At 60.1% G+C, this 23939-nt stretch carries 21 protein-coding genes and 1 tRNA gene; 7 read left to right on the top strand and 15 right to left on the bottom strand.

Annotated elements, in window-relative coordinates; translation table 11 throughout:
• Nucleotides 1-73 precede the first annotated feature (73 nt).
• Nucleotides 74-409 (bottom strand): DUF86 domain-containing protein, encoded by a 336-nt coding sequence (locus ACO9S2_RS14005; RefSeq protein ID WP_423722992.1) that lies wholly within the window; start codon nt 407-409, stop codon nt 74-76.
• The gene (locus tag ACO9S2_RS14010; RefSeq protein WP_423722993.1) at nt 393-692 is read right to left on the bottom strand and encodes a nucleotidyltransferase family protein; all 300 of its coding nucleotides are present in this window, start codon (nt 690-692) and stop codon (nt 393-395) included. Before ACO9S2_RS14010 ends, ACO9S2_RS14005 begins: the two co-directional genes overlap by 17 nt.
• Nucleotides 693-826: 134 nt before the next feature.
• Between ACO9S2_RS14010 and ACO9S2_RS14015 the strand changes: the two genes are divergently transcribed.
• The 4 genes from ACO9S2_RS14015 (at nt 827) to ACO9S2_RS14030 (ending at nt 3444) form a co-directional block, all read left to right on the top strand.
• Nucleotides 827-903: transfer RNA gene (locus ACO9S2_RS14015), tRNA-Arg, on the top strand.
• Between the two features lie 398 nt (nt 904-1301).
• Complete coding sequence (locus tag ACO9S2_RS14020; RefSeq protein ID WP_423722994.1) at nt 1302-2144, top strand: hypothetical protein; 843 nt, start codon at nt 1302-1304, stop codon at nt 2142-2144.
• A complete protein-coding gene (locus ACO9S2_RS14025; RefSeq protein ID WP_423722995.1) occupies nt 2141-2941 on the top strand; it encodes a HEAT repeat domain-containing protein in 801 nt (266 codons plus the stop codon). The genes ACO9S2_RS14020 and ACO9S2_RS14025 overlap by 4 nt, the downstream gene beginning before the upstream one ends.
• Nucleotides 2941-3444, top strand: coding sequence for a hypothetical protein (locus ACO9S2_RS14030; RefSeq protein WP_423722996.1), 504 nt, complete (start codon nt 2941-2943; stop codon nt 3442-3444). The genes ACO9S2_RS14025 and ACO9S2_RS14030 overlap by 1 nt, the downstream gene beginning before the upstream one ends.
• 412 nt (nt 3445-3856) lie before the next feature.
• Here the strand turns inward: ACO9S2_RS14030 and ACO9S2_RS14035 are convergent, their stop codons facing one another.
• Nucleotides 3857-3994: a hypothetical protein gene (locus ACO9S2_RS14035; RefSeq protein WP_423722997.1), complete on the bottom strand. Its 138-nt coding sequence runs from the start codon at nt 3992-3994 to the stop codon at nt 3857-3859.
• Between the two features lie 16 nt (nt 3995-4010).
• The gene (locus ACO9S2_RS14040) at nt 4011-6758 is read right to left on the bottom strand and encodes an SBBP repeat-containing protein (RefSeq protein WP_423722998.1); all 2748 of its coding nucleotides are present in this window, start codon (nt 6756-6758) and stop codon (nt 4011-4013) included.
• 390 nt (nt 6759-7148) lie between these two features.
• Here ACO9S2_RS14040 and ACO9S2_RS14045 point away from each other — a divergent pair, with 390 nt between their 5' ends.
• From ACO9S2_RS14045 to ACO9S2_RS14055, 3 genes are all read left to right on the top strand, one after another.
• Entirely contained in the window at nt 7149-8636 is a 1488-nt protein-coding gene (locus ACO9S2_RS14045; RefSeq protein WP_423722999.1) for a hypothetical protein, read from the top strand.
• Between the two features lie 154 nt (nt 8637-8790).
• Nucleotides 8791-9045 (top strand): Lrp/AsnC ligand binding domain-containing protein, encoded by a 255-nt coding sequence (locus tag ACO9S2_RS14050; protein WP_423723000.1) that lies wholly within the window; start codon nt 8791-8793, stop codon nt 9043-9045.
• Nucleotides 9042-9482, top strand: coding sequence for a hypothetical protein (locus ACO9S2_RS14055; RefSeq protein WP_423723001.1), 441 nt, complete (start codon nt 9042-9044; stop codon nt 9480-9482). Before ACO9S2_RS14050 ends, ACO9S2_RS14055 begins: the two co-directional genes overlap by 4 nt.
• 55 nt (nt 9483-9537) lie before the next feature.
• Here ACO9S2_RS14055 and ACO9S2_RS14060 read toward each other — a convergent pair whose 3' ends face one another.
• From ACO9S2_RS14060 to ACO9S2_RS14110, 11 genes are all read right to left on the bottom strand, one after another.
• Entirely contained in the window at nt 9538-10950 is a 1413-nt protein-coding gene (locus ACO9S2_RS14060; RefSeq protein WP_423723002.1) for a sigma-54-dependent transcriptional regulator, read from the bottom strand.
• A gap of 9 nt (nt 10951-10959) precedes the next feature.
• Nucleotides 10960-12114, bottom strand: coding sequence for a sensor histidine kinase (locus tag ACO9S2_RS14065; RefSeq protein WP_423723003.1), 1155 nt, complete (start codon nt 12112-12114; stop codon nt 10960-10962).
• 241 nt (nt 12115-12355) lie between these two features.
• Nucleotides 12356-14608, bottom strand: coding sequence for a 4-alpha-glucanotransferase (gene malQ, locus ACO9S2_RS14070; RefSeq protein ID WP_423723004.1), 2253 nt, complete (start codon nt 14606-14608; stop codon nt 12356-12358).
• Between the two features lie 210 nt (nt 14609-14818).
• Nucleotides 14819-15676, bottom strand: coding sequence for a universal stress protein (locus tag ACO9S2_RS14075; protein WP_423723005.1), 858 nt, complete (start codon nt 15674-15676; stop codon nt 14819-14821).
• Nucleotides 15677-15698: 22 nt separating this feature from the next.
• Nucleotides 15699-16628, bottom strand: coding sequence for a 1-phosphofructokinase (gene pfkB, locus ACO9S2_RS14080; protein WP_423723006.1), 930 nt, complete (start codon nt 16626-16628; stop codon nt 15699-15701).
• Between the two features lie 45 nt (nt 16629-16673).
• The gene (locus ACO9S2_RS14085) at nt 16674-17513 is read right to left on the bottom strand and encodes a formate/nitrite transporter family protein (RefSeq protein WP_423723007.1); all 840 of its coding nucleotides are present in this window, start codon (nt 17511-17513) and stop codon (nt 16674-16676) included.
• Between the two features lie 8 nt (nt 17514-17521).
• A complete protein-coding gene (gene fdhF / locus ACO9S2_RS14090) occupies nt 17522-20347 on the bottom strand; it encodes a formate dehydrogenase subunit alpha (protein WP_423723008.1) in 2826 nt (941 codons plus the stop codon).
• Nucleotides 20344-21891 (bottom strand): NADH-ubiquinone oxidoreductase-F iron-sulfur binding region domain-containing protein, encoded by a 1548-nt coding sequence (locus ACO9S2_RS14095; protein ID WP_423723009.1) that lies wholly within the window; start codon nt 21889-21891, stop codon nt 20344-20346. The genes fdhF and ACO9S2_RS14095 overlap by 4 nt, the downstream gene beginning before the upstream one ends.
• Complete coding sequence (locus ACO9S2_RS14100; RefSeq protein ID WP_423723010.1) at nt 21888-22358, bottom strand: NAD(P)H-dependent oxidoreductase subunit E; 471 nt, start codon at nt 22356-22358, stop codon at nt 21888-21890. The genes ACO9S2_RS14095 and ACO9S2_RS14100 overlap by 4 nt, the downstream gene beginning before the upstream one ends.
• A complete protein-coding gene (locus ACO9S2_RS14105) occupies nt 22327-23730 on the bottom strand; it encodes a hypothetical protein (RefSeq protein ID WP_423723011.1) in 1404 nt (467 codons plus the stop codon). The genes ACO9S2_RS14100 and ACO9S2_RS14105 overlap by 32 nt, the downstream gene beginning before the upstream one ends.
• Entirely contained in the window at nt 23714-23938 is a 225-nt protein-coding gene (locus ACO9S2_RS14110; protein WP_423723012.1) for a DUF2934 domain-containing protein, read from the bottom strand. The genes ACO9S2_RS14105 and ACO9S2_RS14110 overlap by 17 nt, the downstream gene beginning before the upstream one ends.
• Nucleotide 23939: the final 1 nt, after the last annotated feature.

The following is a 23939-nucleotide window of genomic DNA, read 5'->3' on the forward strand; positions in this document are numbered from 1 at the left end:
ACCCCGTACGCCTCACATCCTGAATCATCGCGGTTCTGACAAATGCCTCCCGTCCCCCTCTTCCCTTACAGCCCTAGGGGTTCAGCATTTTTCGCACCTCTTGATCGAGTGCCGGTACTTTGCTTTGGACGATATCCCAGACGATCTCCGCATCGAGACCGAAGTATTCATGAATCAAAATATCTCGAAGGCCGGCTATTTTCTTCCAATCCGGCACAGGGTGTTTCGCGCGAAGCTCCGGAGGGAGTTTCTTGACAGCTTCCCCAATCACTTCAAGATTCCGAACGACCGCATCAAGAGTTTTCTCATCCTCAAGGAACGCCGTTTTGGAAAGGCCCGCGGTATACGCCGTGATCTTTCGCGTGGACTCGAGGATGTCTTCCAGGTAAACCCTAGAATCCCCGGGCATACACGGTTTCTCGCTGGATGATCGGCAGGAGTCGCGGCTTGATCGAGCGGACAGTCACCAGATCCACTCGGGACTGGAAGAGTTCTTCGAGAAAACTCTTGAGATCCATATAGAGGTCGAAAGACGTGTCTGAAAACTCGACAACAAAATCGAGATCGCTCTCCTCGGTGGCCTCGCCCCGCGCACAGGATCCGAACAGACCAAGCCGGCGCACGCCGAGCTTTCTCAGGGCCGCCTGATTCTGCTCAATGAGGCTGAGAACCTCTTCTCGATTTTTCATCATTGCCTGCTTTCCCGATGATTCTAGCATAGGAATGCCTGACAGACGCTAGCAGACTGTTGAAAAACTCCGCCAGCGACGCTCTCGCCGCAACTCGCCTAGACATTTGTCCGTCCTTTCAGTATCGTAGGTCCCACGCCCCCGTAGCTCAGTTGGATAGAGCAGCGGTTTCCTAAACCGAAGGTCGTACGTTCAATTCGTATCGGGGGCACCAAACCACACTTCGTGCGTACCGCGCGCTCCTTGTCGAATTATCGTCACTGTCGCGCGCGGAGAGACACCTCCAAGAGGGTCCTTCATCCCCGGAATACAAGATCCGACCCTCTTTATCCTCTGTACATGTCAAGGTGGGCGCCCAGGTGTGGGTCCCTCCGAGTCCGCAACCGCGCCACGGCATGAATGGAGACCGTGGCACGCCCGCATGCTCTCCACTCACAACTCAGATATTCGCTGTTTCCCTTTGCTGGGGTGGGGGAAACAGCATTGATGGTTGAGAGATTGATGCTCTTATCGTTAGGCACTCGCTTAGTGGGCGCCCCCTGGGAATCCAGGAAGGTTTCATCAGCTTAAACGCCATACAAGGGAGAGCAAAATCACCAGTAGATTGCCTTCATGGACAAACCATGGCTAGAATGTGCATCGCGACAACACAAACAACGGGATTTTAGCAATAAGCCTATGACAGAACTTTCATATAAGGACTGGCAAGTAGAAGTCACGCGGGTCACTGCATTTTACAACCCGTTACCAACCGAGACAACACAACAATGGAACTCGTGGTGGAACGATCTAGTAGGCGTACCACCCGAAAACTCAAACTTTAGAAAGAGAGACGGGGTATCCCAACATGACGGCCCGTTCCATGGAGCAGTTCTAATACTTGCACTTCAACCCAGCAGGATTGATTGGTATCTGAAAGCTAACGGAGAAGAGCAAAACATAGAAGGTTTGGGAGAGTCCGCCTTCTTAAGGCCTGAAGCAATAACAAAGTTCCAGGAACTGGTAACCAAATGGATGCAGCTTGGATCATATCCTTCTGTGAACCGCATAGCTCTAGGCCAAGTTTTGCTCCACCCTGTAGAGAGCAAAGAAGCCGGTTATTTATACCTTGGCAACTTTCTACATTCTGTTCGCTTAGAGCCAGAATCCAGCGACTTCATGTATCAGATAAACAGACCCCGACAATCAAATGTGGTTAATGGTCTGCGAATCAATAGACTACTTAAATGTGCAGTAAGGTTGTCCGCGCAACTTTCTTTCTCTGTCCCTATGGATACAAAAGAGAACTCTGCGTTTGCAAGGCAAGTGAAAAGTAACCATGCCTGCAGAGTGGAGTTAGATATCAATACCGCTCAGGAACACACAGGTCAATTCGACAGAGCCGCTTCTGAGCGCATCCTTGGCGAGCTGATTAATTTGGCGAAAGAGATAGCAGAGAAAGGGGAAACGCCGTGACCAGGAAAGCACCTTGGCGGTCAACATGCGAAGTTGACTGGACCAGTTCGCCACCAGGCACCGCCTTAAACCAACAGGACCTTGAGTCCGCTGACTCTTCCAGTGCCGGAGAATGGACCGAAGCCGCCTTCAGGCCTTTGTGTTTCTCCATCCTCCCGGGTTGGACTCAGAACGCAGCACAAGAGACTCCTCTTGTCCTTTCCGCGCTTGCGGCTACAAACAACTGGTCCTGGCTCGGGAACTTTTCTGAATGTATGCTTCCCGCAACAGAAGAGGCTAATGCATTTACATTTTTGTCGGGCTATGCTCAGGTTGATTGCGAAGCCACGGACACAAATTCTTCTTCAACTGCGATTACGCTACAGACTCGAACTGATGTCGCCAGTTTAGTCGAAAATCTTTTTAGGCTTGGCAGGAATGAGACATTCGAAGACGGAACAGAAAGCCTTTTCTCCCAACAGCTTATCGCCTTGCTAAGCAAACATGGACAGAGTGCGCTCCTAGAAATTGCCAGAATCATAGCTAAAGAAAAAACCGACGCTGGTGTGGCCGCTGAAGCACTCAAATGGATCGGGCGGACAAAACACCCCGCCACTCATGCGTTTCGACGCTGGATCCTCCTTAGAGGATTGACTTCATCCAGTGCTGTAGTCCGCGAAGGTGCCATCCTAGGATTAGCCTTCATGAAAGATCCCGCTGCAATTCCATCTCTCAAAGAGGCGTTTGATAGAGAACAGACATACGAACTTCGAGATGACCTCTCGCATGTTCTGCAGCAACTTCACAATCTCCTTTAATGCCTTTCTACCTACGGGCCATCAACAGAACTCGTTGGTCCAGCAGTCCTCGGCCAACCTGGCTGCTCAAAAACGAGATCCCCGCACAGGCTTTGGCTGATTTCGTGCCACGCCCAGCAGAGAATCTCTCTCTCTGGTACATCGAGGATGATCGCTTAAACGTGGACCGAGTGGCTGCTGCCATAGCTTCTGCCCGGACAAAATTAGACAAACTGGACTATGCCACGTTCTCTATTGATATCATCAAACAGTTGGACTTAAAGGTTGTCCAATCTCCAGGCACAACGCCTGACGCTACGGCCAACACACAATGGCATTGGGAATTGATTGAGCTTTCAGCCAACAAAGCGAATCTTTTAGTGCATGAACTGTATCCGACCATACAAAAAGCACGCCTAATGCCCGATGTTGTGGAGCGATTGATACGAGAAGGAATTCGTTTAGACCAACTAAGAACAAAGAGCATTCCCGATAAACTATTAAACGACTTAGACATCAAATAATTCAGAACTACCGATCCAATCAATTACTAGACTTTAGGACATTCTCTCTGTTCGGCATTGGTCGAGACCCCACGCACTTGCCCATACATAAAAATTCTCCACTTGAACTATTGCTCCATCACAGATCTTTTCCCAGGCTGAGATCAACCACGAGAACGCTAGTGACTCAACCGCCTCACCTACTCCCACCCACGTCTTAATATCCGACCGCGCAAACCAGAATTGCTTCAGTTCCGTCCAAACCAAGCTTGCTCGTACTCGGCGCCTTCTTATTGAAGCAACGGGAGAAACGCCTCCAACATTATTTCTACTCCAATATTTCGTGCATACCGCTGGCCTCTGTTTCTCATTATCGTACTCACGACCAACAGAGAAGCATCTCCAGATGCTTTGTCTTTCCTGCGATGCTTATTCACGCCACCGTGCCTACGCTGTCAATAAATTCGGTGTTGAACGAAGCAGGCTTGTTCGCAAACAAGCCTGCTTGCTGGATGACCAGAATAGGTTTTAACCAGAAGGGGTGCCGCGTTGGGTAGCCCTTCTGGTTCATGTGAGGCTCGAACTGACTAGGGGATGGTTGAGTCATAGACCTGGCCGTCGTCGACTGCGGTCAATCCCTTCTTCAGGCTCAGGGGGACGCCGACTTTAACTGCGCCGGTGCAGAAACCGCCCTTGCCGTCTTCGGCCCTGAACGAAAGTTGATAGACTCGGCCGTTGCCCTTCCCCGATCGTTCAGCTCGAACCGATGCGAAACCTGCTTGGATTGCTGCATCCGGGCTCATGTTGTCACTGTCCGTAGATTTAACCGGCTCATCCTGAGTCACACCGGTGACGGTGATGGTCACCGCATCACCGTCCGGATCGGTTACACCCGTCACGGCGATAGGAACAAGCTGATGATCGGGTGACCAGAGAGTAGTAGGCATGGCCTGTGCCGCGCTGCAGACCGGTGAATCATTGGTAGTTATCTTGGCGACAAAGGCGTCGTCGGCGCCGCCAGGAATACCCTGGATGAGACTGTTAGCCGTGCCTGGGAAGCTAGTCCCCAGCGTGCGGGTCCACCCGGTTACATACACGTTGCCGGTGCTATCACTGGCGATAGCGTTTGCAGTATCTTGGCCGCTGCTACCCAGATAGCTCGAATACACAATGCCAGTTCCAGACGCGTTTAGCTTCGCCACGAATCCATCAGAGTCTCCCTCAAGTACGCTTTGAATAGGACTGCTCCCCGTACCCGGGAAGCCAGAACCCGGCGTGCTAGTGGCCCCGGTCACATATGCTTGCCCGATCGTATCAACTGCGATCCCCTGTCCTTCGTCAAAACCGCTGCCGCCCAGATATGTAGAATAAACTATGGCGGTGCCAGTTGAGTTTAATTTGGTGACAAATGCGTCGTAGTCACCACCCGCAAACGTGCTTTGGATGAGGCTGCCTACCGTACCAGGAAAGCCGAGCCCCGACGTCAACCCAGTCACATAGGCGTTCCCGGCTGAATCCACGGCAATTCCGGCGCTGTGGTCTTGCACGCTAGTACCCAGATAGGTCGCATAGACGAGGGCCGTGCCTTCTGCGTTAATCTTTGCGACAAACGCGTCGCCACCACCAGCAGAGGTGTTCTGGATGAGACTGCCCGCCGTACCCGGAAAGTTGGATCCCGCCGCAAAGGTGTCGCCTGTCACATAGGCATTGCCGACTAAGTCCACAGCAATTCCGGTGCCTCGATTAGTGCCGCCGTAACCGCCCAGATAAGTCGAGTAGACGATGGCCGTGCCGGCAGTGTTGATTTTGGTAACGAAAGCATCTGAGGAGCTGGCGCTATGGGTGCTCTGGATGAGACTACCCGCCGTACCCGGAAAGCTGGATCCTCCTGATTGGGTTGTCCCGGTCACGTAGGCCTGCCCGGCCTGGTCCACAGCAATTCCGTAACCCCAGTCAGGGGCGCTGGTGCCCAGATAAGTCGCGTACACGAGAGCCGTGCCGGCGGCGTTGAGCTTCACGACGAAAGCATCGAATTGATTGCCCCCACCAAACGTACTCTGGATGAGGCTACTCGCTGTGCCTGGGAAGCCGGATCCCGAGGTGGCTCCGGTCACGTAGGCATTACCGGCCGTGTCCACCGCGATCCCGCGCCCTTCATCCTGACGGCTGGTACCCAGATAGGTCGAGTAGAGGAGTGCCGTGCCCGCCGCGTTGAGTTTAGCGACGAAGGCATCCCAAGTCTCACCGCTGCCGCCAAAGGTGCTTTGGATCAAGCTGCCCGATGTGCCAGGAAAGCCAGACCCTGGCGTACGGGTACGCCCAGTCACGTAGGCCTGCCCGGCCTGGTCAACAGCAATTCCGTAACCCCAGTCATGGTCGCTCCCCCCTAGATAGGTGGACCAGGACAGCACGGGGTCGATGATGAGCGGCAGGCTCGCGTCATAGGAGGCGACCTGAAACGCGACGTGTGTCATTTCGCTTGCCTGTAGGCCAGCGGGAACAGCGGCCAGGAGCACATAGGTGCCAGCCAGGACGTGCTTGTGGCCGTGAACATCCCGTTGATACACGACCGGCTTGTGCATCCGGAGCGTGGCTGGGCTTCCCAATGCTGTATCCGTCGGTAATTGGTGTGCGGTGAGGACGAGGTCGCCCTTTTCGTCTACGCCGATCGTCTCGACGCCCTCGAAGGCCAATGTGATCTGCTTGGGGTCGGCGCCTGGCGCCACGATAAAGTCGTATTCGAGTTGGCCCTGATTTCCGTAGTACACCAGATCCACACCGGGATAGACGTCTTTGTATTCGACCTTCTGATACGTCGGTATGTTCGTGCGCCACTTCGACGGATCCTCCCCGAGAATGTAATTAACGATGCCTGGGAGTTTGTCGAGCCCGACTATCTCGGCCTGCGGATTGGCGCCATCGAATTTCATCCGCACCACCGATTGCGAAGTGGGCGATGGGCTGCTGGAGGGCAGGCTCTGATTGATGTCACCGCCTCGGCCCTCACCCTTGGCATCCCTCGTTCTCAAGGCCAGCACCGCGTCTTTCGGCGTCAAGAACAACTGGTGCCCAGGCCCGCGCGTGACAAATTGTACGGAAGGATCCCACTGGCCTTGATTGGCTTCGAAGCTCAACGGCAGACGTCCATAGGCGGACTGCACGCGAGCCGTTGATGCCGGTGGTTCCACAGCCTTTGGCGAGTTCGCCCACAGCGTGGCCGCAGGCGCCAAGCTCACCACGACGGCGAACGTGAGGCCCTTTAGAAGAGTAAGACGCGGCCTGCTGACCTTCATGTCGTGCAAACGAACCAGTGGGAGGCGAGGATGGGAAATCATTGGGCGATCCTTTCGTACGTGGGAGGGAGCGCAATGTGAAAACACTGTGGATGGTTGGGGCCACACTACCCTTCTGGTATAGATGGGCATACCCCCCCGATGGAGGGGTTGAAATAGCAGAATTAAGCGTGAGTTTGAGGCAAGCTCTACGCCCTAAGGATGGCTACGGGCAATTCCCTCCCCCGTCGATTGGCCGGGCTTGGACTTCATACCCCAAAACGCTCGTCCGGTTTTAAACGCTGCCATCTCGCAACGGCCTGCGCTTCAGTTGCAGCCAAGATCCGTACGACATTCGGCTTCTGCATCCGCCTGGCCCCGGATGGGTCTGGTCAAAATCCCTCCTTTCCTTGCCAGGTTGAACCCCCTGGGCTAGACTTTTTTCAATTACCTATGGCACGTCCACGAGCCGCAGACAGCCCCCGTTCCAAATCGAAAACCGCGCTGGTCGAAGAGATCACGCGCGGCATCACGAAGTTTTCTGAAATCATCGCACTCATCGACGACTGTAACAAAGAAGGGTTTCCTTATCGGGACGGAGCCAGGGCCAAGGCCGAACTGCAACTCAGAGAGACAATTCGCCGGGTTTTCGGAGAGCGGTCACCTGAATTTCACGCCCACCGGAACCACAAACTCCGCATATCAAACAGCACGGAAACCAAGCAAAGCATCACGTTAATCAAGTCCCTGGTCGAGTCACTGGAGCAGAAGAAGCTGGAGCTGCAAGGGATCACCCCGCCAACACCGGCACCTGAAGCAGAACCGGAATTGGAAGCAGAACCGGAACCCGCCCCTTCTCAGACAAAGCCGCAATTGACGTTGGTGCCTCCGGCTCCATCGGCCCCGGTCACGATGAGCGAGCCGGCTGCCGCTCCGATACCGCCGCTCCCCACTGCAGTCGCCCCACCGACGCCTACAGACTCCGCACCGTCTTCGGAACCGCTTCCAACGCCACCACTCCCTCCATCGTTGCCGGCGGCACCGCCGCCACCTGTGATGCCGGTTGCCTCGCCGCCTATCCCCGCGGCTCATGTGACCACATCACAAATCCGCGCGGCATCGCCTCAGCCGCAGCCCCCTGCCTCCATCCCCGCCGCACAACCGACTCCGACCGCCACGTCAGCCCCCAAGCCGGACACCACGCAACCGATAGAGCCAGTGGCGCCACTCGCCTCTATCCGGGTCGCCCCACCTCCCGACAAGAGCACCACGGACATCCCTCCGGTCGGTCCCACGCACATGGCCGAACCGCCATTACCTCCGGAAGCACCGGTCAACACCGCCTGGTCGAGCACAACGGCATCCATCCCACGCCCGACATTTGTCACCGAGAAACCTGCCGCATCTCCTAACCAGCCTGGGTCCAACCCGGCCCCCTCCCCTGTCACGGCGGCGCCGCTCGAAAAAGGTCCCGAGGCAGACCCCGATCCGCTCCCTGCGCTCCGGAAAATCTGCACCCGCTTTCATGCCGTCGCCCGGCAGTTACGACTGCGCAAAGACTATCGTGCGACGCTGGAAGTGGACGACGAGTACGACTTGCAGGATCTCCTGTGCGCCCTGCTCAAATTTGAATTTGAGGAAGTCGGATCGGATGAATGGACGCCGCCTTATACGGCCGGGGCTCCCCGCACCGCCTTGCTCATCGATAAGGAGCGGACGGTCGTCATCGCCAAAAAGACGCGCCCCGGCCTGACAGCCAAAGACCTGACGGAGCAAGTTGCGGCCGACAGGCAGCGGTACGCCGCACGAACCCACTGCACCAACCTGTTCTGCTTTATTTACGATCCGGAAGGCCGCATCGGAAGTCCGAAGCGGCTCGAAACGGACCTAACCAGCGTGAGCGACAACTTTACCGTTGACGCGCTCGTCGCGCCAAAGTGAGATCATGCCAAGAAAATCAAAGTCCCAACCCGCCGCCGCCCGCGCTACATCCCCCGTGTTGACAGTACCGGCGCAAGTTCGTTACGGTGGTTCGCAGGCGCCTCCATCCCCGGTGCCATTCACCATTCATGCTCCTGCATCCGGAGAGAACCTGATGTCCGACCGTGCCTATATCCTTATCAACGTGAGTCCCGGGCTCACCTCCAGCGTCGTGAAGGCCCTGGAACTCATCAAGGAAATTAAGACCATCGATCCCTGCTGGGGAAAACCTGATATCATCGTGGTCGCGGACGTCCCCGATCAGGATGCGCTGACGCAATTGGTCCTGAAACGGATCCACGATATTCAAGGCGTGACGGAGACCGACACGCACCTGGTCTACCGTCCGACCGGAGGCCCGGCCAAATGAACCTGCGGATGGGACTGGTACTCGTTGCCTCCATGCTGGCGCTGAGCTGCAGCAGTACGCTTCAACCCTTGCCGGACGACCGAATCGAGACACGGTTGGCCGCTCCAATCGAGCAGGTCAAGGCCGCGCTGACCCAGGTCCTCACTGAAGGCGGGTATGAGGTGGACTGGAACGATGACCACACGCTGACCACCGGCTACCGCGATGAAATGCAGGGTCCCTGGAACTGGCTCTATCGCTGGCGGTTCGGCACGATCAAGAGCCGGGTGCAGGCATCGGTCGCCGCAGAAACCGACCAGAGCACGGCATTGAAGCTGGAAGTATTCTCCGAAGGAAAAGACGGGATCTTCACGAGCTGGGAAGACGTCCAGAGCGCCCTTCCGCAAAGCGCAGAGAATCAACTCCGGCTGCTCAAGAACACCCTCAAGTTACTCTAATTCACGTTGAGGCTGAGGTTGAGGGCGGGTTTTTCTGAGGCCTTTCGGCTGGACCTTAGCCTGCGTCTCGATCTCCGCCATCCGGCTCATCGCCCAGATCAAGCCCGAACCGCTCCGCCATGCGATACAGGGTCCGCCGGTCGATCCCCAGGATTTTCGCCGCCTTGACCTTATTACCCTTGGTCTCTTTCAGCACCCGCACCAAATGGCGTTTCTCCACTTCTTCCAGCGTCAGGCACACCTCATCACCCTCACGGCCAGGCAGCGAGTTGACATCGGAAGACTGTCCCGTACCTTTCCGTATCGACTCGGGTAAGTCATCCGGCGTCAGCAGCGGGCCATGACTGAGAGACACCGCCCGCTCGATTGCATTTTCCAGTTCCCGCACATTCCCCGGCCACCGGTACTCCTTCAGCAGCGCAATCGTCTCGGGCAAGAACCCGCGCACCGCCGCCGCCCCCCCGCCCGCGCATTTCTGGAGAAAGTGATGGGCCAGCATCGGGATATCCTCTTTCCGGTCCACCAGCGACGGCAGGGTAATCCGCACGACATTCAAGCGATAGTAGAGATCGTCCCGGAACTTGCCGTCCTTGACGAATTGCTCCAAATCCCGATTGGTCGCGGCAATGATCCGCACATCGACCTTGACGGACGTCGTACTCCCGACGCGGCGCACCTCTTGATCCTGCATCACGCGCAACAGCTTCACCTGGAGCGCGGGCCCCAGCTCGCCGATTTCATCGAGAAAGAGCGTGCCGCCGTTCGCCGCCTCGAACAAGCCGGCCTTCATCCCGACCGCGCCGGTAAAGGCCCCCTTCTCATGCCCGAACATTTCCGACTCCAGCAGCGTGTCCGGCAAGGCCCCGCAATTGACCGGGATGAACGGCTTGTCGCGGCGCGGGCTGTTCGCGTGAATCGCCCGGGCGATCAATTCCTTCCCGGTCCCGCTTTCCCCCTGCAGCAAGACCGTGCTCCGGCTCTCGGACACCCGCGCCACCAGCTTGTAGACGTCCAGCATCGCCGGGCTGCTGCCGACGAGCGGAGACCACTCGTCCTTCCCCTTCAGCTCTTCGCGAAAGCGGGCGTTTTCCCGAACCAGGCGGCAGTGGTCGAGGGCGCGCTGCACAACGAGCTTGATCTCCTCTTTCCGGAACGGTTTGGCGAGATAATCAAACGCGCCCTGCTTAATGCCCTCGATCGCCCCTTCGAGGGACCCGAATGCGGTGAGCAGCACGATCGAGGTATCCGGGCTGAAGTGCTTGAACTCGCGCAGCACGGTTAAGCCATCGACGGCGCCCATACGAATATCGGTGAGGACCAGGTCGATCTTCCCCTGCTTCCCGCGGGTGATCGCATCGGCGCCATTGGCAAACGCCTCGACGTCGTACCCTTCCTTCTTGAGCGCATCGGCCAGCAGATCGCGCGCGACCGCGTCATCGTCCACCACGAGAATTTTCGCTGCCGCCATCCTCAGCTCCTATGCAACCGTTGCCGTTGCGGGATTCATTCCGGGCAACGATATCACAACGATCGTGCCTTTCCCTACTTCGCTCTGGAGCGTCAACGTCCCTCCGTGCGCCTCCACCGTCTCACGGCTGAGAAACAGGCCGAGCCCCGTTCCCGTTCCGATGGCTTTGGTCGTAAAGAATGGCGTAAACGCTTTTTGCAAATCCGCCTCCGGCATGCCGCACCCGGTATCTCGCACGGAAATGGTCACCATGGTCGTCAGCGGCGTTTCAGCCGCGCGCTGTGCCGCCTCGGCCTCTTCCGGCGATGCCGTCCTGGCGGTCGCCTCCACCGTCACGGCTCCGCCCTCCGACGTCGCCGCCAGCGCGTTGGCCAGCACGTTGACCAGCACTTGATGCAGCTTCTCGGCATCCGCCCACACCATCGGCACCGCATGCGCGATGTCGACGCGCAGGGAGACGCCCTTCGCCTGGAATGCCGGTTCCATCAGCGCCGCCACAGGACTGACGACACGATCGACCGGCAGCCAGATGGGATCCGGCCTCCGCTGACGCGTCGAGGACAGCAAATCCTGGATGATCCGCACCACCCGATTGAGCTGGCCGTCAATCACCTCAATTCGCTTCTTCATGTCCGGCGTCACGCTCGGCTCCTCCCCCAGCGCCTGCACATGCCACGCAATGGAATGCAACGGGGTGCCCACCTCATGGGCGACCGAGGCGACCAGCTGTCCCACCGCGGCCAATCGCTCGGACCGGTTGAGCTGATCCTTGACCTCGACCAATTGCGCATTCGCCCGCAGCAGGTTTTCGGTCTCTCTCGCCAGGGCGGCGCGGGCCGCCTCTTCCCGGGCCTTCCGTTCCTCCCAGCTCATCCCGAAATAGGCCACGATCAAGAGGACCCCGACCACCACGGTCCGGTTGATGACCGCGGCCTGAAACCGGCCCGGCTTCGTGGGCTGCAGCAATCCGGCATAGGTCGCCACCACACAGGCAAAGACCGTCACCAGCATGAGGCGGCGGTTCCGGAGAATCGCCACCAGAAGAATGGGCAGGACGTAGCCGTACGCGCCGACCACGTTGGCCGGCGCGAACTTCTCGACAATGAGGATGATGAGAAAGCACGCTCCCGCGATGCTCAGCACCAACCGGTTGCGGATGTTCATCGTGAAACGCTCATTCCCGGGTAGAACGCCATGGACTGATATAGCAGGCTACAGAAAAGCTGACAGGCACACAAGAATCCAATATGGCTGATCGCCCAGAACCGGAACATTATGGATGCCCACAATGGCTGTCAGCAAGGCCGCAGCGAGTGCAGGGACGAGGCGGACCATCTGAGGTACGTTGAGGATCTGAACGATGCGGGAACGCCGCTGACGGACTTTTTCAGCAGCCTGCCAGTCCTTACACAACCGGACGGGCAGCGCGCAACCGGGCCGCGAGGGCTTCGAAGCGGGGGTCCTGCAGGAGATCTTCAACAGAGCGACTCAGCTTCCGGTACCAATTGGGATGCTGATCGACAGTGCCCGGCACATTCGTTTGCGCGCGCTCGCCGATCACATCTTCCACATTGGCCAGCACCAGCCAGGCAGGGGTGCGCGCCAGGTAGACGTGGATAGCCACTGCCAACTCCGGAGTCATGAGGGGGATGTGGACGGGATCGTCGGAGAGGCCGGCCGGCAACAGCCCCTCGGCCTTCAATGCCGCAAGCAGCCGGACCTTATCGACTTGCCGGTCGGCCAGCATCGCGCGCCGCGCATCATCATCGGGAATGAGCCCGAGCTTTTCGCGCGTCTCGATATCGTAGCCTTCCCAGTACCCGCTCAAGGTCGGGAGATCGTGCGTGGTCACGACACCGAGCGCTTGGGCCGGATACGACCCCGGCGACTTAAAGCTCCCATCCCCGTTCCGTTCGAAATACAACACGCGGTACGAGAGCACCCCGGCCGCCCCCAGGCGATCACGAACCCAGTCGGGCACGGTTCCCAAGTCTTCACCGATCACCAGCGCCTTGGCCCTGACGCTTTCCAGCGCCAGAATCGCCAGCACATCGTCCGCCGGATAGTGGACGTAGGCGCCTTTGGACGCGGGCATTCCCCGGGGAATCCAGAAGAGGCGGAACAGCGCCATCACATGATCGATGCGGACGGCGCCGCCATAGCGGAGATTATTGCGCAACAACTCGATCAGGTACTCATACCCGCTTGCCCGGAGCCGCACGGGATCAATGGGAGCCAGCCCCCAATTCTGCCCCTCCGGTGCGAAGGCATCGGGTGGCGCCCCGCAATCCGCCTGAAGGGCCAGCACCCCCTGAAAACGCCAGCCGTCCGCCCCGTACCGGTCGCTGCCCAGGGCCAGGTCATGATAGAGCCCGATCGGCATGCCCGCATCGTTCGTGAGACGGCGTAATGCCGAGACCTGCTCCGCCACCAGCCACTGGACGTATTGAAAAAACCGGACGCGCTTCATATGCCGGCGCTTGAACTCGGCGACGGCGCTCGACGTCGGCGTCCGATACTGCTCCGGCCAATCGGCCCAGACGACCGAGGGCGACTGCACAAACTGCCGCTCATCTTCGAGCGCCTGGAACAGGGCATACTGCAACAGCGATTCACCTTCCTGCTGCACAAACGAATGAAAGAACCAGCCGCGCGCCGTCTTCGGCTGCAGTTCCGGTTCCGCTCCATCGAAATTCTCCCAGAGAAAGGCCCGATAGCAGAGATCCAGGACGCTGCGCTTGGCGGAAGCCACCGCCTCGTAGTCAACGAACTCAGTCGTCCGGGCCGCCTCGAGCTGCGCACGGAAGGCGGGATCGGCCAGCCGCTTTTGCACCTCCGGAGAGGTTTTGCATTCCGCAACCTGTTCGATATCAAGATACAGTTCGTTCAGATACAGGCGGCTGTTCGGGGAATAGGGACTGATATGGTAAGGCTTCGTATTCTTCAAGGCATGGAGAGGATTCAGGCCCAGCAGGCCGCAGCCGAGAGTCTTCCCCCCCCACTCCAGCACCGTGGCCAAATCCTTGAAATCCCCGATGCCCCAATTGCGTTCACTCCGCAGTCCGTACAACTGGAGGGCGAGCCCCCACAGACGGCCCCCCGATTGCAGCGTCTCCGGCACATAACAACGGTCAGGCGCCACAATGACCCGAAACTGCGCTTCAGCGATCGCCTCTCCGCCCTGCACCCAGACCTTCGCATGGTAATACCCGAGCGGCAGACCATCCGGCAGCGCGAACGTCAGCCGGACATAGCGGCGATTCGCAATACTCCGACTCTCTTCGATCGGCAGGTTGGGGCCCTCCTGCCGCTCATGCCGCTTTTCTCCGTTCTCCGCATACAACACCCAATGGACCTGGAGGCGCGCGTCATCGCCGGATTCACACCGCACGTGCAGCGACCACAGTCCGGGCGACTCGCCGACGCGCAGCACGCGCACCGGATCACATCCCTGCACCCACGGACGATGGTCCCATGCCGTGAGTTCTTCGACCAGCGCCGCTCGATCAGCGACTCGAAACCCCATCGCTGAAAGAATGGCCCGCCGGGTTTCATCGGTCGTGACGTGGCAGGTACCGGCAATATCGTGATACTCGGCAGCGATGCCGGCCCGTTCGGCCAGGAGAGAGAGCAGTTCAGTTTCCGGCTGATCGTACATGGGGCAGAGTGTGGGTGAAGACCGGCATCAAGTCAAGCTATCCTGTTGTTTCTGTAAGATATTTTCGATGACTGAAGCCTTACATGTGGCGCCCCTCTGCGGCTGACCAGAGAGAGGCACGACGACGTTGGTGATTGTGACAGCGTAATCAGCGCACGGCAGACAGCCGTCGTATATTCCAAACAGACGCACTTGCGACGAAATCCCCTTTTACCGGACCACAAGCACGGAACAGGCGCTGTGTTGCACCACGCGGGTGGACACACTCCCCAACAACGCCCGGCCGATCGCGCCCAGCCCCTTGGCCCCGGTCACGATCAAATCGGCTTTGTGCTGTTTGGCAACCTTCAGAATTTCTTCAGCCGGCTTGCCGAGCTTCGGGGCTTCCTGAATTTGGAACCCGGCCTTCGCCAGCTTGTCCGCATAGCGCTGCACGATCGCCTTCCCCGCCTCGCGCACTTCCGGATACTTGAGGAAGGGCATGGCATGCACCACCACGACATTGACCGGCTCCTCTTCCGGCCCGTTGATCTGGGGAGCCACATTCCGGACGAGAAACCGCACCGCCTTGTCTGATGCCGGAGAACCGTCGATCGCCAGGACGATCTGCTTGAGCGGACGAGCCGCCTCCTTCACCACGAGCACCGAGCAGGCCGCGTGATGAATCACATCGGTCGACACACTGCCCAACATAAAACGGTCCAGCGCATCCAGCCCGCGGGAGCCGACCGCCAGCATCCCCACACCTCTCCCCGCATGCCTCACGATCGTCGGCGCCACTGAACCCCGGTCGATCGTGACCGTTCCGCTCAGCCCCAACGACGACAGCAGCGCGCTCGATTCCTTCTTGGCGGATTTCGCGCTATCTTCCATGCGCTTGATTTCCTGCTGAATGTATCGCTCGGTCCCCGCGATCACGGGCTGAACCATGAACGGCGCCCGCAGGCCGGCCACATCGATGACGTGCAGCACGCGCACCACCGGTTTCACCGCCAGCGGGAGCTGCGCCACCCACTCGATCGCCCATCGTCCGTACTTCGATCCATCTGTGGCCACGAGCACTTTCATAGAGCCTCCATCACCAATCAGGTTACAACGATACCACTTTGATCTTTTGGGCCAACCGGCGGACATCCGCCTCGCGGCAGAGCTGATTGCCCGGAGCCAGGGTCGCCGCCGTCCCCGCCGCCGTGGCCACACGCACGCACTCCTCCAGCCCCTTGCCCGCCGCATGGGTAAAGACAAACCCCGCCACGGTCGAATCGCCCGCACCGACGGTGCTGCGAACCGTGACCGCCGGAGGAGTCGCGCGATACCGCTCCTGCCGGCCGATGAGCACGACCCCCTTCGAGCCACGGGACACCATCACCACCTCGACTCCGGCGCGATGCACCCGCTCGGCGGCACGGAGGATATCGGTCTCCGACTTGAGCGGTTTTCCGGTCAACCGCCGCAACTCATTCACATTCGGCTTGATCGCAAACGGTCTGGCCCGCAGCCCGGATTTGAGGCAGGGACCGTCCGCATCCAGCACCGCCCGCGCGCCGCGCGCTTGCACGACCTCGACAATCTGGCCATAGGCGTCAGCCGGCACCCCGCCGGGGAGGCTCCCGCTCACCACCACATAGGCGTCCTGCAGGTCGAGCAACTTCAAATGCGTGAGGAATGCGGCCCATTCGTCTCTGCTCACGACCGGACCCGGCGAGTTCAGCATGGTCTGCGTCCCACAGCGCTGCGTCGTCACGATGATATTGCGCCGCGTCTCCTGGGCGATCGGGGTGAAATAGCAGGTCACCCCTTCGGCTTTGAGCAGCGCCACCATGGCCTGGCCGGTATGCCCGCCGATAAATCCCAGCGCCATGCTGTCCCCGCCCAAATGCCGGATGGCGCGGGAGACATCGATGCCTTTCCCGCCCGCATAGAGACATTCGCGCTTCACGCGATTGGCGTCATCGACACGCAGTTCCTCGACATCGAGAAAATGATCCAGGGCCGGGTTGAGCGTAATGGTATAAATCATACGATCCCGTAAAGAGCGAGACGTCGGGCGGAACTACGACGCCCTCTAGCCTCGAACCTCGGGCCTCATGCCATCCCCGCGAAGATACACGAACCAATAGACAAGCGCTACGAGCCCGGTCCCGCCGATCAGATTGCCGACAGTCACAAGGCCCAGATTCATCAGCGCGCCGGACCAGGACAGCGGATCGGCGCCGGACGCCGTCAACGCGATCCCCAACGGAAGAAAAAACATATTGGCCACGGAATGCTCAAAGCCGCAGGCGACGAAGGCGCTGATCGGAAACACGATCGCCAGAACTTTGTCCGCGACGCTCCGCGCCGCCATGCAGAGCCAGACGGCCAGACAGACCAGCACGTTGCAGAGAATGCCCCGGGCGACCGCAGAAACAGGATCGAGAGCCACCTTGCTGCGGGCAATGTGCACCATCGTGTCACCGACCGCTCCGTCTCCCAGTGCAGGCACCCCGGCCAGCAGCACCAACACCACCGTACCGAATGCGCCGAGCAGGTTGCCGAGATACACCCACACCCAATTCTTGATCACCTGGCTGGTCCGCACACAGCCGACGGCCCAGGCCATGGCAATGAGATTGTTCCCCGTAAAGAGCTCCGCTCCGCCCACCACCACCAGCACCAGCCCCAAGCTGAACGTCACTCCTCCGGCCAGGCGCAGCAGTCCGAAGGGAACGGGAGCGGCCTCTCTCCCGGTCGTCACCGTCACCGTGTAAAACAACGCGCCCAGTGAAATAAACGCGCCGGCCAGAAGCGCGAGCGCGATCATCGTGGCAACCGGCGTCGTGACTTTCGCCAGCCCGATTCGACAAACACGGTCGGCAATCTGGGCGGGGGCATAGGCATCAGTGGTGGGATTCGACTGTTCCAACGGACCCCTCAGAGTATCAATTGCCGTCGCATGTGCCGGAGTTCTGCCTCATCCTCCGCGTCAAGCTCCTCGCGTTCGAGCCGTTCCACCCGAACGACGGAGACCTTGTATTCCGGACACTTCGAGCTGTCATCCGCGCTCGACGAGAGCAGCACGTTCACCTCGCTGGCCGGGAAGTGGAAGCTGGTGAAGAGTTGTCCCGGCTGCACCCGCTCGCTCATGACAAGGGGGAGAGCCGCGCTGCCTCTCGGGCTGACCAGCCGGACGAGCTCCCCGTCCGCGATCCCGAGCCGGGCCGCATCATCCGGATGCATCTCCAGGGCATCGGCATCCACCACCTTGAGAATGTCCGTCCGCCTCGTCTGGGCCCCGCAATTGTAATGTTGCAGAATCCGCCCCGTGACCAGGGTAAAGGGATAGTCCTCCGTCGGCGATTCCCCCGGCGCCAGGTAATCCACGCCCACAAATTGAGCCTTGCCTCTGGGGAAGCTCTCGCGATGCATGAGGGCGGTCCCGGCATGTCCCGAGGCCGGCACCGGCCACTGCAAGCCGGACGGCGACTCCAGCCGATCGTAGGAGACGCCCGCAAACATCGGCGTAAGCCGGGCAATCTCATCCATAATCTCGGACGGGTGGCGATAGGCCATCGGATAGCCCATGCGGGTCGCCACCTGGCAGACCACTTGCCAGTCGGGAAGAATCCCGTCCGGCGGATCGACCACCTTTCTGATCCGCTGCATGCGCCGTTCGAGGTTCGTGAAGGTGCCGTCTTTTTCCAGGAACGACGCGCCGGGCAGCACAAGATGGGCGAACTTCGCCGTTTCACTCAAGAAGAGGTCCTGCACGACGAGAAACTCCACCCGCCTCAGGGCCTCGTGCACCTTCTTCAAATTGGGATCGGTCTGGGCGACGTCATACCCGATGATCCACAAACCCTTTAACCGGCCGGCCAGCGCCGCGTCCCACATATCGGGCGTCTTCATCCCCCGCTTGGTCGGCAGGGGACGGCCGGTGACCTGCTGATGCAGCGCCCCCAGCTTCGGATCGTCCAGCGATTGATAGCCGGCAAAATGCGTCGGCAGGCACCCCACGTCCGACGCACCCTGAACATTGTTCTGGCCGCGGAGCGGATTGATGCCGGTTCCCGGCCTGCCGATATTCCCCGTCGCCAGCGCCAGATCGACCAGGGCCATCACGCCGTGGCTGCCCCAGCGATGCTCCGTCACGCCCAGGCCATGCACGCAGAGCGAGGCGCCGCTCGTCGCATAGCGTCGGGCCGCCTCGCGAATGAGCGCTGCAGAGACGCCCGTGATCTCTTCGGCCCACTCCGGCGTGCAGGGCTCGACCGTCTTCAGCCAATCGTCGATCCCCTCGGTTCGGGACTCGATAAACCGCCGGTCCAGCAATCCCTCTTTCGCGATGACATGCGCCATACCGTTCAACAGAGCCACGTTCGTGCCCGGCCTCAGGGGCATATGCAGCGTCGCCAGCCGCGCCAGTTCCGTCCGTCGCGGATCAATCACGATCAGAGGCACGCCGCGCCGGTGCGCCTGCTTGATACGCGCGCCGACGACGGGATGCGATTCGGTCGGATTCGCGCCGACGACCAGAATCAACTTCGCCTGATCGAGATCCTCAATCGAATTCGTCGCGGCCGACGCGCCCAGCGTTTCCATCATGCCGGTGACCGTCGCGCTGTGGCAGACCCGCGCACAGTTGTCGATGTGGTTGGTTCCCATCACACAGCGAATAAACTTGCCGACGAGATAATTTTCTTCGTTCGTCCCTCGGCTGGAGGACACCGCCGCCAGCGCATCGGCGCCGTGCTCTGTCTTGATCCGCGTGAACTCTTGGGCAATCCGGTCCAGGGCCGCCTCCCAGGAAATCTTCTGCCACTCGTTCCCCTTGCGCAGCAGCGGCATGGTCAGCCGATCCGGCGCGTCGATGTAGGTCCAGCCGAACCGGCCCTTCATGCAGGCGTGCCCTTCATTGGAGGGGCCGTCGTCGGCCGGTTCCATCGTCACGACCTGTCCGTCGCGCACCCCGGCATTGAAGGCACAGCCGACGCCGCAGTAAGCACAGGTCGTCCGCACAGACTGTGTCGGGCTTCCGAGCTGCAACACACGCTTTTCAACCAACGCGCCGGTCGGGCACTCCTTCACGCAGGCGCCGCAGGACACGCAGTTGGACTCGGCAAACCCACGAGCTGATGGCTGATGGCTGATGGCTGAGAGCTCATATCCTCCTGCCGTCGGTCTGGACTCAAATCCGCGTCCAAACATGGTCAGCGCAAAGGTGCCCTGGATTTCGTCGCAGGCGCGGACACAGCGTGCGCAGGAAATGCAGATCTTGTTATCAAAGGAAAAGAAGGGATTCGAGCTGTCCCGCACATCGGCCCGGACGGCCGGCCTGCGATACCGGACCTCCTCAAGCCCCGCCGCTTGAGCCACCTCTTGCAATGCCGGAGACAGGGTCCCGTCAGCCGGCTGCTCCGACAGCAGGAGTTCCACGACATTCCGCCGCAGCTTGGTCACTCGTTCAGACTGTGTCCGCACCACCATGCCTGCCTGCACCGGCGTCGTGCAGGACGCGGGCGTTCCTTTCTGTCCCTCCACCTCACAGACACAGAGTCGGCAGGACCCGAAGGGCTTGAGATGATCGGAGGCACAGAGCCCCGGCAGGGCAAGACCAGCCCGCTTGGCCGCCGTGAAAACCGTGTCTCCACTCTCGGCGCTCACGCGTCGGCCATCGATGGTCAAAGTGACCACGGACTGGTCCGAGGCACGCAGCAAGGGGCTCGGGGGGGAACTCCGCGACGGTGATTCGTCCTTCATGATCGCCTCTTGCCTCTTGCCTCTTGCCTCTTGCCTCTTGCCTCTTGCCTCTTGCCTTTGGCCTCTCGCCTGAACTCTTCCGGGAATTGTTCCAGCGCCGACAAGACCGGATAGGGTGCCCGTGCCCCAAGACCGCACAAGCTCGTCGCCTTCATCGTGTCGCCCAATTCGGCCAAGAGGGCCAACTCCGCCGCCGTCGCCTGCCCGCGCTGAATGGATTCAAGAATTTCACGCGCCCGCAGGGACCCCACGCGGCAGGGGATGCACTTCCCGCAGGACTCGTCTGCGACAAAAGCCATGAGATGCCTCGACAGTTCGAGCATATCCGTTTCGTCGTCGAACACGACGATTCCCCCATGGCCGAGAATCGCATCGGCCTTCGCAAAGGCATCGAAACAGATCTGAATGTCCAGCTGCGCCTCGGTGAACAGACTGCCGAGCGGCCCGCCGACCTGCACCGCTTTGAACCGCGCCCCGTCCGCCATGCCCTGGCCGAACCGGTCGAGCACCTCACGTAGCGTCAGCCCGAACGGCACCTCGACCAGCCCCGGCTGCTTCACCCGTCCGCCGAGTTGAAGCACGGTAGTGCCACGAGACCCATCCGTCCCCATCGACGCATGCCAGGCCCCGCCCCGGGCGAGGATCTTGGGCACGATGGCGAAAGTGAGCACATTGCTGACAATGGTCGGCTTGCCATAAAGACCGGATTGCGCAGGATGAGGCGGGCGCGCGCGCACCACCCCGCGCCGGCCTTCGATGGACTCCAGCAGCGCCGTCTCTTCGCCACAGACATACGAGCCCGCACCCGACAGGACCTCGATAGAAAACAGCCGCCCCTCCCACTCCAGCAAGCCGGCCGCTTCCGCCCTTTGGATCGCTTCGCGCAGACTGGCCGCCGCAGCCGGATATTCCTGACGGCAATAGACGTAGCCGGCCTCGGCCCCGATGGCCCTGGCGCAGACCAGCATCCCTTCGATCAAACGGAAAGGATCGCCCTCCATCACCATCCGGTCGCAATAGGTCCCGGCATCTCCCTCGTCGGCATTGGCCACCACATATTTCCGGTCCGCCGGCGTGGTCGCCGCGACTTCCCATTTCTTCCAGACCGGGAAGGCCGCGCCCCCTCGTCCACGTAACCCGGAGGTCTTGATCTCCTGAATAATCGCCTCCGGACTCATCTGCCTCGCCGCATCCAAGCCGGACCAACCGCCATGCGCCCGATAGGCATCGAGCGCCAATGGCTCAGTGATGCCGAAATTGGCAAAGGTGTGGCGCGTTTGTCCGGTCAAAAATGGAATCGCCGAAACAGAAGTTCCCCCGACACCCGCAAGAATGTTTGGGAGATCGTCAGGAATGGCGCGGCACCAGGCGACCCGCCCGTCAGGACCGTCGCGCTCGACCATCGGCTCCAGAAAGAAGGCCCCGCGCGACGAAGTCCGAACAAGTTGCACGTCGGACCGATGCTGCCAGCTATCGGCGAGGCGCCGCCCTCCGGCCGCAAGAGACGAGGTATCGTTTGGAAGATAGAGTCTGACAGGATTCATTGATACCGTTCCAGCAACACGGCCACATCCACCGCTGAAACCCGTCCGTGGAGTTCGTGATCGATTCTCACGCTGGGCGACACGGCGCAGTTGCCGACACAGGACACAGGCTCAAGCGTGAACCTCCCATCGGGAGTCGTCTGACCCACTTCGATCCCCAGGCGCGTGCGAATCTCCCGCAGAACCCGGTCACAGCGGTTGGCCAGGCACGACTCCCCCATACAAACCTGAATGCGGTGCCTGCCGACCGGGTGAGTATTGAGGGAAGGATAATACGAGAGCACCCCGGCCACATCGGCTTCGGTCACGCCCTGTGAGTGTGCGATGGCCGGAATGACCAGAGGGTCGATCAGACCATACCGGTCCTGAACGGCATGGAGGACACGAAGAATATTCGGCGGCGCTCCGGACGCAGGGCGCAAGCGGGTGAGCAATTCATCGAGATCGTCTGGTGGGGGCGTCGTCACGGGGTACCTCATCGATCCCAACATGCCCGCGCAGCACGTTATAGTCAAATACCGGCTTGCCGATCCGCCGCCACCCGGGATCGTCGCGTTCCATCTCATCGATCAACCGGCCGACCTGCTCACGACCGGCCGGCGTCGTCGCGGCATGGCGCGGCGTCTTCCCGCCCAGGACCGGCGCCTCCCGGTCGCTCCACTCCAGATAGGCGGCCTCCAGAAACTCTTTCAACAGGACCGCATCCTGCTCCGGCGTGACGACGACGCGCAACGGCTGGTCGGCATTGAGTTCCTCGGGGGTTAACAGGTGCGGCGCCGGGTTGGTCCCCTCTCCGCGGAAATGGAGCGAGAACCCGAACGTCCCGGCCAGCTGATGCTTGAGCGCGTCGAGTCGTTCGCGCGAATCGGTTTCCACCCACAACTGAGTCGGCGTCAGCGTGAAACGGGCCACCAGGCTCTGCTTGTCCGCCGCGGCCGGTTCCCGCTGAATCCACCGCATGGTCCCTCCGGAACCGCTCGGCGAACCGCCGGCCGGCTGGTCGGCTTCAACACCCTCAAAACCGGCCAGTTGGTCGCGAAGAAACTTGAACTCGCGATGCTCGTAGAGCGCCAAGGCGTACAAATGAGGCTCCCCGTCCTTGGTACGATAGTCGATGCTGGCCACGATTTCGAGCAAAGCCCCCAGGCGCATCCGCGCATAGATCCACAGCAGCATATGCCCGAATCGTTTGGCGAATTCGTGCCAATCGCCCAGCTCGAATGAACCGCCGGTGAGTTCCATCTCACGGCGATAGTCCTTCGTCGTCTCATAAAGCGTCTGCCCCTCTTCCGCGGAAAGAATCAGCGCGCATCCGCCGACCACCACGTCATTCGTGTCCGGATCCCCCGGCACTTGCACTAATCGAGTCAGCAGGACCTGCCCCGGTTGCAGGCTCTTGGAGAAATCGCCTCCGCCTACCTGATAGGCGCGGCGATCGCCGAGAGAGCGGCAGGACATCTTCTGCGGCGATTCGCTCGAACAAACCTCCACCAGATCCATGTAGGAATGCTTCAGGGGATCCAGCCAGGCCCGCTCTTCCTCCGGAATATGTTCGGTGACCACATCCCGGAGTTGTTCGATGAGCGTGAGCTGCCCGTCTTGCGGATAGTAGTCCGCATAGATCATCAGTGTCGCCAATTCCACTTCCTGCGCGAAGGGAGGAAGCGGCGCCCTCCCCCCCGCTTCAAAGTAGGGGCGCAGCGCCTGGCTCATCGCGAGATCCCGCTGCGCCTGAAACATCGGCGAAAGGGACAAGACTTCCAGCCTGGCAATCAGCCCGTCCAGCCCGGGAGGCAACGGCGTCCAGAAACCGGCCGCCGATTCATTCGCGAGCTTCATGAATCTCTTCCATCACACTAGCCTCGGCATCGAACCAATCTTCCAGATCGCGTCCCGCCCGACGGCCGCGCTCTTCCCACAATTCATAGGCCTTCTGAGAGATGCGCTCCCACATCCCATCGGGCAATTCAATGGGATTTCCCGCGCTCGGCAGGCGTTTCGTCTTCGCCGCTGTTGAGCCGGCCCGGCTCTTCACCTTACCGCTCATG

Source organism: Nitrospira sp. NS4 (genome assembly GCF_049546785.1).
GTDB lineage: Bacteria > Nitrospirota > Nitrospiria > Nitrospirales > Nitrospiraceae > Nitrospira_D.

What these genes read in the sequence shown, in the direction of transcription:
- fdhF (WP_423723008.1), bottom strand. Translation starts at nt 20,347, where the DNA reads ATGAAGGACGAATCACCGTCGCGGAGTTCCCCCCCGAGCCCCTTGCTG.
- ACO9S2_RS14060 (WP_423723002.1), bottom strand. Translation starts at nt 10,950, where the DNA reads ATGGCGGCAGCGAAAATTCTCGTGGTGGACGATGACGCGGTCGCGCGC.
- ACO9S2_RS14095 (WP_423723009.1), bottom strand. Translation starts at nt 21,891, where the DNA reads ATGAATCCTGTCAGACTCTATCTTCCAAACGATACCTCGTCTCTTGCG.
- ACO9S2_RS14010 (WP_423722993.1), bottom strand. Translation starts at nt 692, where the DNA reads ATGATGAAAAATCGAGAAGAGGTTCTCAGCCTCATTGAGCAGAATCAG.
- ACO9S2_RS14040 (WP_423722998.1), bottom strand. Translation starts at nt 6,758, where the DNA reads ATGATTTCCCATCCTCGCCTCCCACTGGTTCGTTTGCACGACATGAAG.
- ACO9S2_RS14045 (WP_423722999.1), top strand. Translation starts at nt 7,149, where the DNA reads ATGGCACGTCCACGAGCCGCAGACAGCCCCCGTTCCAAATCGAAAACC.
- ACO9S2_RS14005 (WP_423722992.1), bottom strand. Translation starts at nt 409, where the DNA reads ATGCCCGGGGATTCTAGGGTTTACCTGGAAGACATCCTCGAGTCCACG.
- ACO9S2_RS14065 (WP_423723003.1), bottom strand. Translation starts at nt 12,114, where the DNA reads ATGAACATCCGCAACCGGTTGGTGCTGAGCATCGCGGGAGCGTGCTTT.
- ACO9S2_RS14075 (WP_423723005.1), bottom strand. Translation starts at nt 15,676, where the DNA reads ATGAAAGTGCTCGTGGCCACAGATGGATCGAAGTACGGACGATGGGCG.
- pfkB (WP_423723006.1), bottom strand. Translation starts at nt 16,628, where the DNA reads ATGATTTATACCATTACGCTCAACCCGGCCCTGGATCATTTTCTCGAT.
- ACO9S2_RS14110 (WP_423723012.1), bottom strand. Translation starts at nt 23,938, where the DNA reads ATGAGCGGTAAGGTGAAGAGCCGGGCCGGCTCAACAGCGGCGAAGACG.
- malQ (WP_423723004.1), bottom strand. Translation starts at nt 14,608, where the DNA reads ATGTACGATCAGCCGGAAACTGAACTGCTCTCTCTCCTGGCCGAACGG.
- ACO9S2_RS14030 (WP_423722996.1), top strand. Translation starts at nt 2,941, where the DNA reads ATGCCTTTCTACCTACGGGCCATCAACAGAACTCGTTGGTCCAGCAGT.
- ACO9S2_RS14020 (WP_423722994.1), top strand. Translation starts at nt 1,302, where the DNA reads ATGGACAAACCATGGCTAGAATGTGCATCGCGACAACACAAACAACGG.
- ACO9S2_RS14050 (WP_423723000.1), top strand. Translation starts at nt 8,791, where the DNA reads ATGTCCGACCGTGCCTATATCCTTATCAACGTGAGTCCCGGGCTCACC.
- ACO9S2_RS14035 (WP_423722997.1), bottom strand. Translation starts at nt 3,994, where the DNA reads ATGAACCAGAAGGGCTACCCAACGCGGCACCCCTTCTGGTTAAAACCT.
- ACO9S2_RS14055 (WP_423723001.1), top strand. Translation starts at nt 9,042, where the DNA reads ATGAACCTGCGGATGGGACTGGTACTCGTTGCCTCCATGCTGGCGCTG.
- ACO9S2_RS14105 (WP_423723011.1), bottom strand. Translation starts at nt 23,730, where the DNA reads ATGAAGCTCGCGAATGAATCGGCGGCCGGTTTCTGGACGCCGTTGCCT.